The organism is Catellatospora aurea, assembly GCF_042663325.1.
Taxonomy (GTDB): Bacteria; Actinomycetota; Actinomycetes; order Mycobacteriales; family Micromonosporaceae; genus Catellatospora; species Catellatospora aurea.
Map to the genome: position 1 here is coordinate 1 of NZ_JBHTAC010000037.1, position 17,671 is coordinate 17,671.

Annotated in this window: 15 protein-coding genes; 11 read left to right on the forward strand and 4 right to left on the reverse strand. The window is 70.7% G+C overall.

Annotated elements, in window-relative coordinates:
• Positions 1–610: 610 nt before the first annotated feature.
• The 6 genes from ACFQO7_RS27610 (at position 611) to ACFQO7_RS27635 (ending at position 10,450) form a co-directional block, all read left to right on the forward strand.
• Positions 611–1,990 carry an ABC transporter substrate-binding protein gene (locus ACFQO7_RS27610; RefSeq protein WP_376809109.1) on the forward strand — a complete coding sequence of 460 codons (1,380 nt, stop codon included), beginning with the start codon at positions 611–613 and terminating at the stop codon, positions 1,988–1,990.
• Positions 1,991–2,074: 84 nt separating this feature from the next.
• Positions 2,075–3,028, forward strand: a complete 954-nt coding sequence (locus tag ACFQO7_RS27615) for a carbohydrate ABC transporter permease (protein ID WP_360529827.1) — start codon at positions 2,075–2,077, stop codon at positions 3,026–3,028.
• Between the two features lie 11 nt (positions 3,029–3,039).
• On the forward strand, positions 3,040–3,933 hold the full coding sequence (locus ACFQO7_RS27620; RefSeq protein ID WP_360529824.1) for a carbohydrate ABC transporter permease: 894 nt from the start codon (positions 3,040–3,042) through the stop codon (positions 3,931–3,933).
• Positions 3,934–4,015: 82 nt separating this feature from the next.
• Positions 4,016–5,665 (forward strand): glycoside hydrolase family 13 protein, encoded by a 1,650-nt coding sequence (locus ACFQO7_RS27625; RefSeq protein WP_376809110.1) that lies wholly within the window; start codon positions 4,016–4,018, stop codon positions 5,663–5,665.
• Between the two features lie 130 nt (positions 5,666–5,795).
• Positions 5,796–9,254 carry a galactose-binding domain-containing protein gene (locus ACFQO7_RS27630; protein WP_376809111.1) on the forward strand — a complete coding sequence of 1,153 codons (3,459 nt, stop codon included), beginning with the start codon at positions 5,796–5,798 and terminating at the stop codon, positions 9,252–9,254.
• Between the two features lie 197 nt (positions 9,255–9,451).
• Positions 9,452–10,450, forward strand: a complete 999-nt coding sequence (locus tag ACFQO7_RS27635) for a LacI family DNA-binding transcriptional regulator (protein WP_191837633.1) — start codon at positions 9,452–9,454, stop codon at positions 10,448–10,450.
• Positions 10,451–10,456: 6 nt separating this feature from the next.
• Here the strand turns inward: ACFQO7_RS27635 and ACFQO7_RS27640 are convergent, their stop codons facing one another.
• Positions 10,457–10,894, reverse strand: a complete 438-nt coding sequence (locus ACFQO7_RS27640; RefSeq protein ID WP_360530203.1) for a GNAT family N-acetyltransferase — start codon at positions 10,892–10,894, stop codon at positions 10,457–10,459.
• A gap of 122 nt (positions 10,895–11,016) precedes the next feature.
• Here ACFQO7_RS27640 and ACFQO7_RS27645 point away from each other — a divergent pair, with 122 nt between their 5' ends.
• Genes ACFQO7_RS27645 through ACFQO7_RS27655 form a run of 3 tightly spaced genes read left to right on the forward strand, consistent with a single transcriptional unit; the run spans position 11,017 to position 14,589 of the window.
• Positions 11,017–11,775: an ATP-binding cassette domain-containing protein gene (locus tag ACFQO7_RS27645; RefSeq protein WP_376809112.1), complete on the forward strand. Its 759-nt coding sequence runs from the start codon at positions 11,017–11,019 to the stop codon at positions 11,773–11,775.
• Positions 11,772–13,919 carry a YhgE/Pip family protein gene (locus ACFQO7_RS27650; protein WP_376809113.1) on the forward strand — a complete coding sequence of 716 codons (2,148 nt, stop codon included), beginning with the start codon at positions 11,772–11,774 and terminating at the stop codon, positions 13,917–13,919. Before ACFQO7_RS27645 ends, ACFQO7_RS27650 begins: the two co-directional genes overlap by 4 nt.
• 55 nt (positions 13,920–13,974) lie before the next feature.
• On the forward strand, positions 13,975–14,589 hold the full coding sequence (locus ACFQO7_RS27655; RefSeq protein WP_376809114.1) for a TetR/AcrR family transcriptional regulator: 615 nt from the start codon (positions 13,975–13,977) through the stop codon (positions 14,587–14,589).
• Here the strand turns inward: ACFQO7_RS27655 and ACFQO7_RS27660 are convergent.
• Positions 14,579–15,490, reverse strand: coding sequence for an SMP-30/gluconolactonase/LRE family protein (locus ACFQO7_RS27660; RefSeq protein ID WP_376809166.1), 912 nt, complete (start codon positions 15,488–15,490; stop codon positions 14,579–14,581). The two genes, ACFQO7_RS27655 and ACFQO7_RS27660, sit on opposite strands and share 11 nt — an antisense overlap.
• Positions 15,491–15,582: 92 nt before the next feature.
• On the opposite strand from ACFQO7_RS27660, the gene ACFQO7_RS27665 reads away from it, so the two are divergent.
• Positions 15,583–16,038, forward strand: coding sequence for an Lrp/AsnC family transcriptional regulator (locus ACFQO7_RS27665; protein WP_376809115.1), 456 nt, complete (start codon positions 15,583–15,585; stop codon positions 16,036–16,038).
• An 18-nt stretch (positions 16,039–16,056) separates the two neighbouring features.
• Positions 16,057–16,305, forward strand: coding sequence for an SCO4848 family membrane protein (locus tag ACFQO7_RS27670; RefSeq protein WP_376809116.1), 249 nt, complete (start codon positions 16,057–16,059; stop codon positions 16,303–16,305).
• On the opposite strand, the gene ACFQO7_RS27675 is transcribed toward ACFQO7_RS27670, so the two are convergent.
• Positions 16,306–16,674 carry a VOC family protein gene (locus tag ACFQO7_RS27675; RefSeq protein ID WP_376809117.1) on the reverse strand — a complete coding sequence of 123 codons (369 nt, stop codon included), beginning with the start codon at positions 16,672–16,674 and terminating at the stop codon, positions 16,306–16,308.
• Positions 16,675–16,730: 56 nt separating this feature from the next.
• Positions 16,731–17,588 (reverse strand): alpha/beta fold hydrolase, encoded by an 858-nt coding sequence (locus ACFQO7_RS27680; RefSeq protein WP_376809118.1) that lies wholly within the window; start codon positions 17,586–17,588, stop codon positions 16,731–16,733.
• Positions 17,589–17,671: the final 83 nt, after the last annotated feature.

Genomic DNA, 17,671 nt, shown 5'->3' on the forward strand with positions numbered 1-17,671 from the left:
GTTCGCAACTCTTAAAGAGTTGCGCCATCACCGGCACCCGCAGGCCGCGACTCTTTAAGAGTTGCGGCAGGGCACGCCGCCCGTCGCCCGTCGTGCCGAAGCCGGGTCGGGCCCAGCCCGGTGGGTGGTGGGGGTTGAAACGTTGCGTAAACGTGACCGCGGTCGGCCGTTGTCGATGTTCGGCGGGCGCTGCCCGTCCCTGGTAGGGCCCGAATCGACCGCGCCGGGTGCTGCGGCTGCTGGTTTTGCGGGTTTGAGCTGCACGTTTCCCATCTGATCTCGATCATCGCGCACAAGCGACCGCAAAGATGTGACCGTGTGCGAGCCAGATTGCGAAACGGTATCGACACATGTCCTGTGAAGCACACCACAGGTATCCCTTGCAGCGCAGACGTTGGCTCGCGTGCGACAGCGTTACGTCAAAAAATTGCGTAACTATCTCGACACCTTGCGGACATGAGTCGCCAACGCTACAGTGACTTCACCTAAGCCTGACCTTGGAAAATGCGAGGCAGGTCACACGGAAGTCAGCGCAACAACAAGACGCCGCCGCGGCGATCCGTCCTCGCGGCTCCGTAGATCAAGAACTGTTTCCCGAAGGGATGGACAGATGTCCGTACCGCACTTCCGGAAGGTCGCGGCGATCGCGCTCGCGACCGGCCTGGGACTGGGCCTCGCGGCCTGCTCCACCAAGAGCGACGACTCCACGGATGCTGCCGGCAAGACCATCATCACGGTCGACTGCCAGCCGGTCGGCGCGCAGAAGAACCTGCTGCAGGCGTGGAACGACGACGTCAAGGCGTTCGAGGCGGCCAACCCCAGCATCAAGATCAAGAGTGTTTCGGTCGGCACCCAGTGCGCCAACCCGCCGGACTTCACCGCCCGCCTGCAGGGCGGCTCGATGACCGACGTGTTCTACGGCTACATGACCGACGTGCAGCAGGTCATCGACTCCGGCCAGGCGATGGACATCACCGCCTTCGCCACCAAGGAGAACCTCCCGACCTGGGACGACGTGCTCGGCGACGCCAAGACCACGTTCACCAAGGACGGCAAGGTCTGGGGCATCCCGACCAAGAACTACTCGATGGGCCTGGTCTACAACAAGACCCTGTTCACCAAGGCCGGTCTGGACCCGAAGAGCCCGCCGAAGACCTGGGCCGAGGTGCGCGAGGCCGCCAAGAAGATCTCGGCGCTCGGTGACGGCATCGCCGGTTTCGGCGAGTACAGCTCCGGCAACACCGGCGGCTGGCACTTCACCGCCGAGCTGTACTCGCAGGGCGGCTCCCTGGTGACGGCCGACGGCAAGAAGGCCGACTTCAACAACGACATGGGCAAGAAGGTTCTGCAGAACCTCAAGGACATGCGCTACGGCGACAACAGCATGGGCGCCCGCCAGCTGCTCGGCTGGGGCGACCTGCTGACCATCGCGGGCGCCGGCAAGGTCGGCATGTTCGTCGGCGCGCCGGACGCGACCACCGCGATCGTCACCCAGTTCCAGGGCAAGTACGAGGACTGGGCGATGGGCCCGATGCCGGGCCAGGACGGCCCCGCCAAGGGCACCCTCGGTGGCGGTGAGGGCTACTTCTTCAAGAAGGGCCTGACCGACGACCAGGTCAAGGCCGGTCTGAAGTGGCTCGCCTTCCAGAAGCTCACCCCGGGCAAGGGCCAGTTCGACTACGCCCGCGCCAAGGCTCAGGGCGAGCAGGTCGGTCTGCCGCAGCCGCAGCTGTTCACCCCGGCCAGCGCGTCGCAGAAGTCCGAGTTCGACCTGCGCAAGGCGAACGGCAACATCGCGCCGGACGACTTCGCCGCCTTCGAGAACAACCCGGTGACGATCAAGTTCGAGCCGGCCAACGCGCAGGGCATCTACGCGATCCTCGACGGTGCCATGTCGGCGATCCTGACGAACCCGAACGCGAGCGTCGACGCCGAGCTCAAGAAGGCCGAGGACAAGGTCAACCAGCTCCTCGCTCAGGCCGCCAAGTGATGCAGGGACGGGGAGCCGGGCACGACCGCCGGCTCCCCGTCCTCGCGCGGACCTGACCCCGCACCTTCCCTCTGGAGTGATGACATGGCGATCGCCACCGTTCCGGGCGCCGGCATCGACGTCGGCAGCCAAGCGCCAGCACCCGTCGATCCGCGACGCGCCCGGCGCAACCGCCGTATCAAGGACAACCTCACCGGCTACGCGTTCCTGATCGGCGCGGTCATCTGCTTCGCGTTCTTCTCCTGGTACCCGATGATCCGCGGCGTGGTGATGAGCTTCCAGCGCACCCGCGCCGGCGAGACCACCTGGGTCGGCTGGGACAACTACGAGCGGATCATCAACGACCCGAGCTTCTGGACGGCCTGGCAGAACACCCTGTACTTCACGGTGCTCGCCCTGATCGCCGGCTACGCGGTCCCCTTCTTCCTGGCGGTGCTGCTCAACGAGTTCCGGCACGCCAAGGGCTACCTGCGCATCCTGATCTACCTGCCGGTGATGCTGCCCCCGGCCTCGGCGCTGTTCCTGTTCAAGTACCTCGCCTACGACCCCAGCGACGCGGGCCTGTTCAACTCGATCCTGAAGGCGGTCGGGCTGCCCACGTCGCAGTGGATGCAGTCGACGGACATGACGATGCCCGCCATGGTGCTCGCCTCGACCTGGATGAACATGGGCGGCGCGGTGCTGATCTACCTGGCCGCGCTGCAGAACATTCCGGGCGAGCTGTACGAGGCCGCCGAGCTCGACGGCGCCGGCCTGTGGCGGCGCATCACCAACGTGACGATCCCGCAGACCAGGCTGATCCTGTCGCTGATGGCGATGCTCCAGGTCGTCGCGACCATGCAGCTGTTCATCGAGCCGCTGATCCTGGCCAACGGCGCGGGCTCGGAGGACTCGGCCACCTCGGTCGTGTACCTCATCTACCAGCACGGCTTCTTCCAGAACGACCTCAACGGCGCGGCGGCGCTCGGCGTGATCATGCTCGTGGCGCTGATCGGCTTCTCCGCCGTGTACGCCCGCCTGAACGCGAAACAGGACTAGGGGAACGAGTCATGGCGCAGCAATCCGAGACCCGGTCACTGATCTCCTTCGCGCAGCTCCAGCGGGGCCGCGGCAAGACGATCTACTGGACCCTGCTCATCACCGTGGTCATCCTGTTCACGCTCTGCTTCATCGGGCCGCTGTACTGGATGGTCACCGGCGCGCTGAAGTCCAGCCCCGAGCTGGCGCAGACGCCGCCGACGCTGTGGCCGTCGGATCCGCAGCCGGGCAACTACGCCGAGGCGTGGAACCGGCTGGACCTGGCCAAGCTGCTGTTCAACACCTTCTACTACGCGATCGGCGCGCTGGTGTTCCAGCTCGTGCTGGACACGGCGGCGGCGTACGCGCTGTCGAAGCTGCGGCCGAAGCTGGGCAACCTGATCCTCGGCCTGATGCTGGCGACGCTGATGATCCCGGCGATGGTGCTGATCATCCCGCAGTACGTGACGGTGATCGACATGCCGATCCCGTTCACGGAGCTCAGCCTGATCGACTCGCCGTTCGCGATCTGGCTGCCCGCGGTGGCGAACGCGTTCAACATCTTCCTGCTGAAGCGGTTCTTCGACTCCATCCCCGAGGACCTGATGTCGGCGGCGCGGATGGACGGCGCGGGCTCGATGCGCACCCTCTGGTCGATCGTGCTGCCGATCTCCCGGCCGATCCTCGGCGTGGTCTCGATCTTCGCGGTGACCGCGGTGTGGAAGGACTTCCTCTGGCCGAAGCTGGTCATGCCCTCGCCGGAGACCCGCACCATCAGCGTCGGCATCTACGCCTTCTCCGGCGGCACGCCGCAGAACGTGGTCGTCGCCGCGGCCGTCATCGCCGCGATCCCGACCATCGTGTTCTTCCTGATCTTCCAGCGCAGCATCATGTCCGGCCTGACCGCCGGCGGTCTCAAGGAGTAGCCGGCCGCGGGCCCGCAACGCGGGCCCGCCCGCCGTGCCCCACACGTCCAGTTCGTGTTCCGTAAAAGGAAGCAGGTATCTCGTGGTTGACATCGGAGCCCCCGCGCCGCAGGGGGTGCGCTCGGCGACCGACGCCTGGTGGCGCGATGCCGCCATCTACCAGGTGTACGTCCGCAGCTTCGCCGACGGCAACGGCGACGGCGTCGGCGACCTGGCCGGTGTCCGGGCGCATCTGCCGTACCTGAGGGACCTGGGCATCGACGCCATCTGGTTCAACCCCTTCTACGTCTCGCCCCAGGCCGACGGCGGGTACGACGTCAGCGACTACCGCAACATCGACCCGATCTTCGGTGACCTGGCCGAGTGCGAGGAGATGATCCGCGAGGCCCACGCGCTGGGCATCCGCGTCATCGTCGACGTGGTGCCCAACCACTGCTCGGACCAGCACCCGTGGTTCCAGGCGGCGCTGGCGGCGGGCCCCGGCTCGCCGGAGCGGGAGCTGTTCTGGTTCCGCCCCGGCAAGGGCGAGCACGGTGAGCTGCCGCCGACCGACTGGACCTCGAACTTCGGCGGCGGCACCTGGACCCGGGTCGCCGACGGCGAGTGGTACCTGCACCTGTTCGACGGCGCGCAGCCCGACTGGAACTGGGACCACCCGGCGGTGCGCGAGGAGCACGAGAACGTGCTGCGCTTCTGGTTCGACCTCGGCGCCGACGGCATCCGCATCGATTCCGCCGGTCTGCTGATCAAGGACCCGAACCTGCCAGAGGTCGGCACCACCGAGCGGCACCCGTTCGAGGACCTCGACGAGGTGCACGACGTGTACCGGGCCTGGCGGCGCATCGCCGACGAGTACGGCGGCCGCGCGCTGATCGGTGAGGTGTGGATGCCCGACGTGCAGCGGTTCACCAACTACCTGCGCCCGGACGAGATGCACACCGCGTTCAACATGAACTTCCTGTGCTCGCCCTGGGACGCGGCGCTGCTGCGCGACGTCATCGACGACACGCTGCGCTCGCACGCCCCGGTGGATGCCCCGGCGACCTGGGTGCTGTCCAACCACGACGTGACCCGCCACGTCAGCCGGTACGGCCGGGCCGACACCTCGTTCAGCTTCAAGGGGCGCACCCACGACACCCCGGTGGACCTGGAGCTGGGCACCCGCCGGGCGCGCGCCGCGATCATGCTGGCGCTGGCGCTGCCCGGCTCGGCGTACCTCTACCAGGGCGAGGAGCTGGGCCTGTGGGAGGTCGAGGACATCCCGGCGGAGTTGATGCAGGACCCGATGTGGCACCGCACCGCGGGCGTCGACCCGGGCCGTGACGGCTGCCGGGTGCCGCTGCCCTGGTCGGGAGCCGAGGCCCCGTTCGGGTTCAGTCCCGACGGCGCGGCGAACAAGCCGTGGCTGCCCCAGCCGGCGGCGTGGAAGGCGTACACCGCCGAGGCGCAGACCGGTGACCCGGGCTCGATGCTGGAGCTGTACCGCCGCAGCCTGAGCCTGCGCCACAGCGAGCCCGCGCTCGGCGACGGCCCGATGTCGTGGCTGGACAGCGACCCGCAGGTGCTGGCGTTCCGCCGGCCCGGCCCGGACGGCCTCGACCTGATCTGCGTGGTCAACCTCTCCGACGCCGCTGTCGACGTGCCCGCGTACGCGCAGGTCCTCGTCGCCAGCGGACCGCTCGACGGCAACCGCCTGCCCGCGGACACCGCGGTCTGGATCCGCCCCGCCTGACCCCTCGGATGCGGGTGGAAGGAGCCCGCAGCTCAGCATCGCCCACGGCCGTGGCGGCGCGTCTGTCCCGAATCGCGCCGCCGCACTCCGCTCCGGTCACCCCGTCCCCACCGGAAGGCAGCAACAGGCAATGAACGAGCACAGCACCCCTCCCGCACCGACGGACCGCGTACCGGCGCCCCGCCGCCGCACCGGGCTGGCCGCCGCGGCCGCCAGCTCGCTGCTGGCCGGTGTGGCGCTGGTCGCGGTCACCTCATTCGGCACCGCCGGCCCCGACCTGGCCCCGGTCGCCTCGATCTCCCCGTTCTCGATCGCCGGGCGCGGCGCGACCGTCGGGTTCAAGGAGTTCGAGGCCGAGGACCAGCCGACCAACGGCACGGTCCTGGCGCACACCCGCTACTACGGCCAGCTCGCCTCAGAGGCGTCCGGCCGGCAGGCCGTCACCCTCGACGCCGTCGGCGAGTACGTCGAGTTCACCCTCACCGCGCCCGCCGACTCGATCAACTTCCGGTACAGCCTGCCGGACAACGCCGCGGGCACCGGCCGCGACGCCACCATCGACCTGCGGGTCAACGGGAACTTCCTGAAGAGCGTCCCGGTGACCTCCAAGTACGGCTGGTACTACGGCGGCTACCCGTTCAACAACAACCCGGGCGACACCAACCCGCACCACTTCTACGACGAGCAGCGCAGCCTGCTCGGCAGCACGTACCCGATCGGCACGAAGATCCGGCTGCAGGTGAACTCGACCGCGCAGTCGCCGAGCTTCACCATCGACCTGGCCGACTTCGAGCTGGTCGGCGGCCCGAAGTCCAAGCCCGCCAACGCGATCGACGTGGTGGCCGACTTCGGCGCGGACCCGACCGGCGGCACGGCCGACAACACGGCCAAGTTCCAGGCCGCGGTGGACGCGGGCAAGGCGCAGGGCCGGGTCGTCTGGATCCCCGCGGGCACGTACACCGTCTGGGACCACATCGTGGTCGACGGGGTGACCCTGCAGGGCGCGGGCATGTGGCACTCGGTGCTCACCGGCCGCCACCCGACCCAGCGCAACCGCGCGGTCGGCGTCTACGGCAAGTACGTCGCCGGCGGCGGCTACACCGGCGCGGTGCGCTCGCACGAGGCCGGCGGCCCGAGCCGCAACGTCACCCTCAAGGACTTCGCCATCATCGGCGACATCCGCGAGCGGGTCGACGACGACCAGGTCAACGCCATGGGCGGGGCCATGACCAACTCGGTGGTCGACAGCGTGTGGATGCAGCACACGAAGGTCGGGGCCTGGATGGACGGCCCGATGGACAACTTCACCATCCGCAACAGCGTGATCCTGGACCAGACCGCCGACGGCGTGAACTTCCACACCGGCGTCACCAACTCGACGGTCACCAACACGTTCGTGCGCAACACCGGTGACGACGCCCTGGCCATGTGGCCCGACCGCATCCCGAACGTCAACAACACGTTCTCGTTCAACACGATCGGCGTGACGATCCTGGCCAACCACCTCGTGTCGTACGGCGGCCGGGACATCAAGATCACCGACAACGTAGTGGCGGACAGCATCACCAACGGTGGCGGCATCCACATCGGCAACCGCTACCCGGGCGTCAACTCCGGATCCGGCACCGCCGTGGCGGGCACCTTCACCATCGCCCGCAACACCCTGATCCGCACCGGAAACTCCGACTACAACTGGAACTTCGGCGTCGGCGCGATCTGGTTCTCCGGCCTCAACGAGCCGATCAGCGGCGCAACCATCAACATCACTGACACCGACATCCTGGACAGCTCCTACGCGGCGCTGCACTGGATCGAGGGCGGCGCGACCGGCATCCACTTCAAGAACGTGCGCATCATCGGCGCGGGCACGTACGCGCTGCAGGTGCAGTCGCAGGGCCAGGCCACTTTCGAGAACGTGACCGCGTCCGGCATCGCGCAGAGCAACCCCATCCACAACTGTGTGGGCCCGTCGTTCCAGATCACCCAGGTGGGCGCCAACTCCGGCTGGTACGCCAACCCGCCCGCCTGCACCGGCATCTGGCCGACCCCGGTCTGGACCGGCGGCACCACCCCGCCGAGCAACAGCCCGCCGCCGCCCAGCTCGCCTCCGCCGCCCTCGGCGCAGCTGAGCCTGAGCACGTCGAACCTGGTCTTCGGCACGCAGAACGTGGGCACCACCAGCGCCGCGCAGACGGTCACGGTGAGCAACCCGGGTTCGGTCGCGGTCAGCCTGAGCGGCGTCGCCGTCAGCGGTGACTTCGCCCGGACCACGACCTGCGGCTCGTCGCTGGCCCCCGGCGCGAGCTGCACCATCTCGGTGACGTTCACGCCGACCGCGACCGGCACCCGCAACGGGCAGCTGTCCGTGGGCAGCAACGCGCAGGGCAACCCGCACGTGGTGAACCTGACCGGCTCGGGCTTCAACCCCAACGGCAACCTCGCCGCGGGCCGCCCGACGACGCAGACCAGCCAGACCCAGTCGTACGGGTCGGGCAACGCGGTCGACGGCGACGTGAACACGTACTGGGAGAGCAGCAACAACGCCTTCCCGCAGTCGATCACGGTCGACCTGGGCGCGAGTGTCAACGTCAACCAGGTCGTGCTGAAGCTGCCGCCCTCGTGGGGCACCCGCACGGAGACCCTGCAGGTGCTGGGCTCGACGGACGGCTCGACCTTCAGCAGCCTGGCGGGCTCGGCCGGCTACCCGTTCAACCCGGCCACCGGCAACAGCGCGACGATCAACTTCACCGCCGGGTCGCGCCGCTACGTCCGGGTGACGGTCACCGGCAACACCGGCTGGCCGGCCGCGCAGTTCAGCGAGTTCGAGGTGTACGGCAACGGCACCCCGCCCCCGCAGACCCCGGCCATCGGTCTGTCCGCCGCCAGCCTGTCGTTCGCGAACCAGACGGTCGGCAGCACCAGCGGCGCGCAGTCGGTGACGGTGACCAACACCGGCACGGCGGCGGCGACGCTCGGTTCGGTGACCGTGTCCGGCGACTACGCCCGTACCACCACCTGCGGCTCCTCGCTGGCGGCGGGCGCGTCCTGCACCATCTCGGTGACGTTCACGCCGACCGCGTCCGGGGCCCGCTCCGGCACGGTCAGCTTCACCAGCAACGCCGCCGGCAGCCCGCACACGGTCAACCTGTCCGGCAACGGCGTCGTCGCCAACACCAACCTGGCGCTGAACCGCCCGGTGACCGAGAGCGGCCACGCCGACGTGTACGGCGCGGGCAACGCGGTCGACGGCAACGCCAACTCGTACTGGGAGTCGCTGAACAACGCCTGGCCGCAGACCATCACGGTGGACCTCGGCGCGACGACCTCGGTCTCCCGCGTGGTGCTCAAGCTGCCCCCGGCGGCGGCCTGGGCCACCCGGACCCAGACCCTGTCGGTCCTCGGCAGCACCAACGGCTCCTCCTTCACCACGGTCAAGGCCTCGGCCGGCTACGTCTTCAACCCGTCCTCGGCCAACACCGTGACCATCACCTTCCCGGCGACCAGCCAGCGCTACCTGCGCCTGAGCTTCACCGGCAACACGGGCTGGCCGGCCGGCCAGCTCTCGGAATACGAGGTCTACGCCTCGTAACCACCCCGGACCCCGGTGGAGAGGGTGAGCGGCCCTCTCCACCGGTCGAGTGAAAGGAAGGGCACCTTCTACATCGCGGAGCGATGTGAAGGTGCCCTTCCTAACGCCGCCAGGAGGGTCGGCCCTGGCCGAAGCGTGATCCGGTTTACCGGTTCGCCCGGCAACCGGCACGCGGCCGACCGGTTACAGTGACCGGCGTGACGCGCAGACTCGCCGAAGTGGCGAAGTACGTGGGGGTGAGCGAGGCGACGGTGAGCCGCGTGCTCAACGGCAAGCCCGGCATCTCCGAAGCGACCCGCACCGCGGTGCTGACCGCCCTGGACGTGCTCGGCTACGAGCGCCCCACCAAGCTGCGCGGGGAACGCGCCCGCCTGGTCGGCCTGGTGCTGCCCGAACTCCAAAACCCGATCTTCCCGGCGTTCGCCGAGATCGTGGCCGGGGCGCTGGCACAGCGGGGCTTCACCCCGGTGCTGTGCACCCGCACCGAGGAGGGCGTGGCCGAGTCGGCGTACGTCGACATCATGATGGAGCAGCAGGTCTCCGGCGTGATCTTCGCGGGTGGGCTGTACGCCCAGGCCGACGCCGAGCACGAGCACTACCACCGGCTGCGCCAGCGCGGCCTGCCCGTGGTGCTGGTGAACGCGGCCATAGACGGACTGGGCTTCCCGGTCGTGGCGGCCGACGACGCGGTCGCGGTCGATCAGGCCTACGGACACCTCTCGTCGCTGGGGCATACGAAGATCGGGCTGCTGCTCGGGCCGGTCGACCACGTGCCGTCGGCACGCAAGCTCGCCGCGTTCCGCAAGCGCACCGGGCAGAAGAACCCGCCGGTCGCGCGCACCATCTACTCCATGGAGGCGGCGCAGGCCGCGGCGGTACGCCTGATCAAGGAGGGCGTGACCGGGCTGGTCTGCGCCTCCGACGTGTTCGCGCTGGGCGCGGTGCGCGCGGTGCGCCGGATGGGGCTGCGCGTTCCGGAGGACATCAGCGTGGTCGGATACGACGACTCGCTCTTCATGGCGTGCACGGACCCGCCGCTGACCACGGTGCGCCAGCCCATCGGCGCGATGGGCACGGCCGCGGTGGCCATGCTGGTGTCGCAGGTGGACGGCGGCGAGGTCGCCCCGGACGAGTACCTGTTCGACCCCGAGCTGGTCGTGCGCGGTTCGACCGCGGTGGTCGCCGCCTCCGCCTGACCGGCCTCAGCCGCGGCGCATGGGCACGTGCGGGATGCCGTCTTCCAGGAACTCGGGGCCGCTGGCGGCGAAGCCGTACTTGGCGTAGAACTTCGCCAGGTGCGACTGCGCGTCCAGCACCGCGGGGCGGTCGCCGACCGCGGCCAGCGCGGCCGTGAGCAACTGCCCGGCCAGGCCGTCGCCGCGTGCCTCAGGGGCGGTCACCACGCGGCCGATGCGGCACACCGGGCCGCCCGGCTCGGCGTCTTCGAGCATGCGCAGGTAGGCGACCGGCTTGCGGTCCACCTCGTACCAGAGGTGCCGAGTGCCGGGCTCGCCGTCGCGGCCGTCCAGCTCCGGGTAGGGGCAGGACTGCTCCACGACGAACACGTCGACCCGCAGCTTCAGCAGGGCGTAGAGGGTCGCGGCGTCCAGGTCCTGGAAGCTCGCGGTACGGAAGATCATTGGCTCTGCCGAGATCACCTCTGGATCGTAGTCGGTGAGACGGCTCACCCTCACTACCGCTCTCGCCGCATCGTGAGCGAGTATTTAGACCGACCGGTCAGTTCAAATACTTTGGGGGCGGCGTGGAGCCGGCACTGCTGCGGGCCGAGGGGCTCGGACTGCGTACCCGCCGGGGGTGGGTCTTCCGCGATCTCGACCTGGCGGTCCACGCCGGTGAACTGGTCACGCTGACCGGCCCCGCGGGTGGCGGGCGGACCAGCGCGCTGCTCGCGCTCGGCGGCCGGTTCCGCACCACGCACGGGGTGCTGACCCCTGGGCGTACGGCGTTCGGCCTGGTTCCCGGCGTCAACGAGCCCGAACCCGCGCTCACCGTCGCCGAGCACGTCGGCGAACGGCTGCGCCTGCTCGGCCGGGCCCGGCCCTGGCACCGCCGCAGCCGCCACCCCGTGCTCGCCGAAGAGTCCGACGGCCTGGTCCGCGACCTGTCCCCGCTCGACCGGCACCGCCTGATGATCAAGCTCGCCCTGCTGGAGGACCCCGCCGTGCTGCTCATCGACGACATCGACGTGGGCCTGACCCCGTCCGAGACGCAGACCCTGCTCAGCGAGCTGGACGCCACGGGCCGCGCGGTCGTCGCCGTCTGCCGCGACACCGCCGCCGTGGGCGCTCGCGTCCCGCAAGGCGCTCGGACCGGCGGCGCCGAACTGCTGCCCGCCCCGGTCGCCGGCGGTGCCCTCGGCGATGGCGGCCCGCACCGCGACGACGCTTCGCGCGGCACTCTGACCAGCATCTCTGCGCCGCTGTTGTTGGGAAGGGCACCTTCTACATCGCGGAGCGATGTGAAGGTGCCCTTCCTTTCGCAGGTGGGGGTGGGGCGGTGAGTCTGGGCAGGCTGGAGTTGCGGCGGTTCCGGCGGCATCGGATGACGCGGGCCGCGCTCGTGGTGCTGACGCTGGTGCCGCTGCTGTACGGGGCGCTGTACCTGTGGGCGTTCTGGGATCCGTACGGCAACATGCACCGGATCCCGGTGGCGCTGGTGGTGGAGGACCGGACCGCCAGTGATCCGGATGGCGGGCCGGTGCACGCCGGGCGGGACCTGGCCGAGGAGCTGGAGCAGCGGCAGGTCTTCGGGTGGCAGCGGGTGGACGCGGCACGGGCGGCGGACGGGCTGCGCGACGGGACCTACCAGCTGATGCTGCGCATCCCGGCGGACTTCTCGGCGGCGCTGGTCACCGGGCCCGATCCGGCGGCGACGGCGCGGGCCGGGCAGCTCACCGTGGTCAGCGACGACGGGGTCAACTACATCTCCGGGATGCTGGCCCGCAGCGCGTTCACCGAGATCCGGGCGGCCGCGGCCGAGTCGGCGGCGGCGAAGTACTTCGACGGCATGCTGATCGGCTTCAGCGACGTGAAGTCGGCGCTCGGCGACGCCGCCGACGGCGCGGGTGAGCTGGCCGGCGGTGCGGGCGACGCGAGGGACGGCGCGGACGCGCTGGCCGACGGCGCGCACAGTGCACAGACCGGGGCGGGCACGCTCGCCGCCGGGATGGCACAGGCCGAGTCCGGCTCGCGCGAGCTGGCCGGGGGACTGGCCACCCTGGAGGCGGGCTCGGCGCAGCTCGCCGACGGGGCGGCACGGGCCGCCGCGGGCGGGGCGAAGCTCGCCTCCACCGTGGACGGGGTCGCCGACCGGGTCGAACCGGTGCTGCGCGAGCACGCGGACACCATCGAGCACGGCGCGAACGCCGTCGCGGCGGCGGCCGACGCGCTCGCCGCACATCTGGACGCGCTGCCGCAACTCGCGGACCAGGCGGTACGGCGTACCGCGGAGGTCGTCACGGCGCTGGACGCGCTCGCCCAGGCGCACCCCGAACTCGCCGACGACCCGGCGTTCACCGCCGCCCGGCGGGCCGCGACGGCCGCGGCCGACACCGCGCGGGACCTGGCGCACCGGCTCGACAGTGCCGGACTGCCGCAGGTCAAGGCGCAGCTGACCGAGGTCGCGAAGGCCGCCCGTGCCGTGGCGCAGGCCGCCCCGCACCTGGCCGACGACGTCGCCGCGGCGCGGCGCAGCGTCGACGAGCTGGCCACGGGCCTGGCCACGCTGTCCACCGGCGCGGACCGGCTGCACGGCGGCATCGCCGACGCGGCCACCGGCGCGAAGTCGCTGCACGGCGGCCTGTACCGGCTGTCCACCGGGGCGCGGCAGCTCGACGGGGGACTGGTCCGGCTCTCCGGCGGCGCGGGGGAGCTGGCCGACGGACTCGCCCGGCTCGACGACGGGGCCCGCAAGCTCGGCGACGGGCTGGCCGACGGGGCGGCGCAGGTGCCCGGCTACGACGCGGACACCCGGGCGCAGCGGGCCGGGGTGCTGGCCGCGCCGGTGACCCTGGAACGCGACGTGTGGCACGCGGCGGCCGCCTACGGGGCCGGGTTCGCGCCGTACTTCGTGGCGCTGGCGCTGTGGGTGGGCGCGATGCTGACGTACATGCTGCTGCGGCCCGTGACCCGGCGGCACCTGATGACCGGCGCGCCGGCCTGGCGGGTCGCGCTGGCCGGCTGGCGGCCCGCGGTCGCGATCGGCTTCGCCCAGAGCACCGTGCTGTACGCCGTGCTGCTCCTCGCGCTGGGCCTGGACCCCGCGCACCCCTGGGGCATGTACGGCTACCTGCTGTCCACGATGCTCGCCTTCACCGCCGTGCTGCAGCTGCTCGGCGCGGCCCTGGGCTCGGCCGGTCGCCTGGTCGCCCTGATCCTGCTGATGCTCCAGCTCACCGGCTCCGGCGGCACCTACCCCGTGGCCACCAGCCCCGGCTTCTTCCAGGCGATCCACCCGTACCTGCCGATGACCTACGTCGTCGACGGCCTGCGCCGCCTCGTCCTCGGCGGCTCCACCGCGACCGTCGTCACCGGCGTCGCCGTCCTGCTCGGCGTCGCCGCGCTCGCCCTGACCCTCACCACCCTGACCGCCTCCCGCGCCCGCCGCCTCACCCCCGACAAACTCCACCCCGCCCTCACCATGTGACCTCCCTGGGACGACCATGATGGGACTGCGGGCCGGGATGACGGGGAGGTGCGGCGTGGACGGGCGGAGTGCGCGGCGGGACGCTACTCGGCAGAAACTGTTCGAGGCGACGATGGCGCTGATCGCGGAGCAGGGGTTCTCCGATACGACGGTGGACCAGATCGCGGAGCGGGCCGGGGTGGCCAAGGGCACCGTCTACTACAACTTCGCCTCCAAGAGCGTGCTGTTCGAGGAGCTGCTGCGGTATGGCGTGGGCCTGCTGACGGCCGACTTCACGGCGGCCGTCGCGGGGCGGCCGCCGGTCGACGCGATGGCCGCGCTGGTCCGCGCCGAGCTGGCCTTCATCCAGCGCTACCGGTCGTTCGCGCAGCTGCTGCTGTCGGAGATGTGGCGCACCCAGCGGGACTGGCAGCAGACGCTGCGCCTGCTGCGCGAGGAGGCGATCACGGTCATCGCCGAGACGGTGCAGGCGGGCGTGGACAGCGGCGACTTCGCCGCGGACCTCGACGTGCGCCTGTCCGCTTCGGCGCTGTTCGGCGTGTGCCTGGTGGTGGCGCTGGACTGGCTGGTGTTCAACCCGGAGCAGCCGATCGAGCAGGTCGAGTCGGCGGTGCTGGCCATCGTGCGCAGCCGCGCGGCGGTCAACGCCCAGCCGGGATTCAGCGGGTAGCCCACGGCGGGCGGGCACCGTTCACGGTCAGCCTGATCACGTACACCGAGGTCGTCGCGGTCATGAAGAGCAGGTTGCGTTTCGGGCCGCCGAAGACCAGGTTGGACACGATCTCGGGGAGCAGGATGCGGCCGAGCCGGGTGCCGTCGGGGTGGTAGCAGTGCACCCCGTCGTGGGCCGCGGCCCAGATCATGCCCCGGTCGTCCACGCGCAGCCCGTCGAACGAGCCCGCGTCGCATTCGGCCAGCACCTCGCCGCCGGTCAGGCCGCCCTCGGCGGTGACGTCGAAGACCCGGATGTGCTTGCGGCGGGTGTCGGCCAGGTAGAGCCGCTGCTCGTCGGGGGAGAAGGCGAGCCCGTTGGGCCGCTCGGCGTCCAGCACCACCGCCTCCGGCTGCCTGCCGGGCACGACGCGGTACACGTGGCACGCGCCGATCTCGCTGTCGCCCCGGTTGCCCTCGTAGTCGCTGGTGATGCCGTAGGGCGGGTCGGTGAACCAGACCGAGCCGTCCGAGTGGAGCACCACGTCGTTGGGGCTGTTGAGGCGCTTGCCCTGCCAGTTGTCGGCGAGCACGGTGACGGTGCCGTCGTGCTCGGTGCGGGTGACCCGCCGGTTGCCCTGCTCGCAGCTGACCAGCCGGCCCTGCCCGTCGAGGGTGTGCCCGTTGGTGTGCCCGGCGGGCTGCCGGAAGACGCCGACGGTGCCGGTGGTCTCGTCCCAGCGCAGGATGCGGTCGTTGGGGATGTCGCTGCACAGCAGGTAGCGCCCGGCCGGGTGGTAGACCGGGCCCTCCAGCCAGCGCGCGCCGGTGAACAGCCGCTGCACCCGCTCGTCGCCGTTGCAGTCGAAGCGCGGGTCGAGGGTCACGAGCTGGGCGGGGATGGTGTCGGTGGCGAGCAAAGCACTCACGATGTGCCTCCCATGCTGAACTTCATTCGGCGAAAAGCTAACATCGCCTAACAAGGTTCTGTCAAAGGTTGTCGGGAGTTGACGTGGACGAGATCGACCGTACGCTGATCGCGCTGCTGCAGGCCGACGCGACCCGGCCGTACGCGGCGCTCGGGCTCGCGGTGGGCCTGTCCGGCGCCGCCGCCCATGACCGGGTGCGCAAGCTGCGGGAACGGGGCGTCATCCGGAGCACCACGATCGACGTCGACCCGCACGCGGCCGGGCGCGGCGTGCTGGCGTTCGTGCTGATCGAGGCGAACGAGTGGATGGGCGACGCGACGACCGCTGCCGCCCTGCGCGCGATCCCGCAGATCCAGGAGGCGCACATCACCGCGGGCGCCGCGTCGGTGCTCACGAAGATCCGGACCTCGACGACCGAGGAGCTCCAGTCGGTGCTCAAGCAGATCTTCGCGGTGCCGGGGGTGACCGGCACGCAGACCATCGTGGCGCTGGAGACGTTCTTCGAGCGCCCGGTCTCGGTGCGGCCGTACGACCGCTGACTGGCATACTCGCCGGTTATGAGGTTGTCGCGCGGCTGGTCGCTGTTCCTGATCGGGGTCGGCGTGTGGACCTGGCTGATCTGGCCGCGGTTCGCCCTCGCGATCTGGGACGACCCGCGGGCCTGGTCGACCGGCGTGTCCGGCGACGGCTCACCGACGAGCTTCCTCTGGGTGCACGCGCTGCTGATCGGGGCGTCGCTGGCCATCGGCACCACCGTCGGCGTGCTCGGGATCAAGGGAGTGCTGGCGGCACGCCGCGAGCCCTGATCATCCCGGCAGGTGGCAGACCGCCTCGACGTTGTTGCCGTCACGGTCGCGCACGAACGCGCCGAAGTAGTTCTCGTGGTACTCGGGCCACACCCGCGGCTCGTGCAGCACCTCCGCCCCGGTTCCCACGGCTGCCGCGAAGAACGCGGTGACCGCCGCGCGGTCGGCGGCGACGAAGGCGATGTGCGCCTCGCGCGCCGAGCCGTCGGTCGTGACCGGGCCGAGCCAGAACACCGGCCGGTCGACGCCGTAGCCGATGACGTCGCCGAACTCCAGCAGACGCCGGCCGCCGAGCGGCTCCAGCACGGTGTCGTAGAAGTACGCGGCCGCCTCGACGTCGGCGACCTGGATCGACAGGTGATCGAGCATGCCTGCCAATCTAGCGGCGTACGCCGACCGGCGGGCTCAGGCGGACGGAGCCGCCGTCACCCGATCCGGTCCAGGAACGCGGCGATCAGCGGAGCCATCTCGGGCAGGCACTCCTCCAGCGCGAAGTGCCCGGTCGGGAACAGATGCAGCTCGGCCTCGGGCAGATCGCGCAGGTAGGCTTCCGCGCCCGGGACGGTGAAGAACGCGTCGCCGGCGCCCCACAGCACCAGGGTCGGCGGCCGGTGTTCGCGCAGCCAGCGCTGCCAGTCCGGGTACAGCGCGACGTTGGTGTGGTAGTCCAGCAGCAGGTCGATCTGGGCGTCGCGGCGGCCGGGCAGGTCCAGGTAGTGCTGGTCGAGCGTCCAGCCGTCGGGAGCGATCAGCTCGGCGTCGCTCGTGCCGCCCTCGTATTGGCCCCGGGTCACCGGCAGCACCAGGATCTCGGCGACCGCCTCCCGCGCGCCGGGCGCGCCGGGCCGGTGTGCGACCAGGTCCCGGGCCAGGTCGGACAGGCCTTCGTCGTACGCGTTGGCGTTCTGCACGATCAGGCCCGCGATCCACTCCGGATGCCGGGCGGCCAGGCGCATGCCGACCGGCCCGCCGTAGTCGAAGACGTACGGCGTGAACCGGCGCAGGCCGAGCCGCTCCACGAAGGCTTCGACCACGTCGGCCAGCCGCTCGAAGGTGTACGCGAAGCCCGCAGGAGCCTCGGTCTGCCCGAATCCCGGCAGGTCCGGCGCGACGACGTGGAAGCGCCCGCCGAGCGCGTCGATCAGCCGCCGGAACTGCGCCGACGAGCTGGGAAACCCGTGCAGGAGCAGCAGCGTCGACGCGCCGGGTTCACCGGCCTCGCGGTAGAACACCCGTACGCCGCCGACGTCGGCGAACCGGTGCCTGACCTCGGGAATGTCCACCACGTGCCTCCGTGCGATCGCCTTTCCCGGCCCCATCATCCGTCGCGCCCCGGCGTCCCGGCCGCCAAACGGCGACCTTGGCA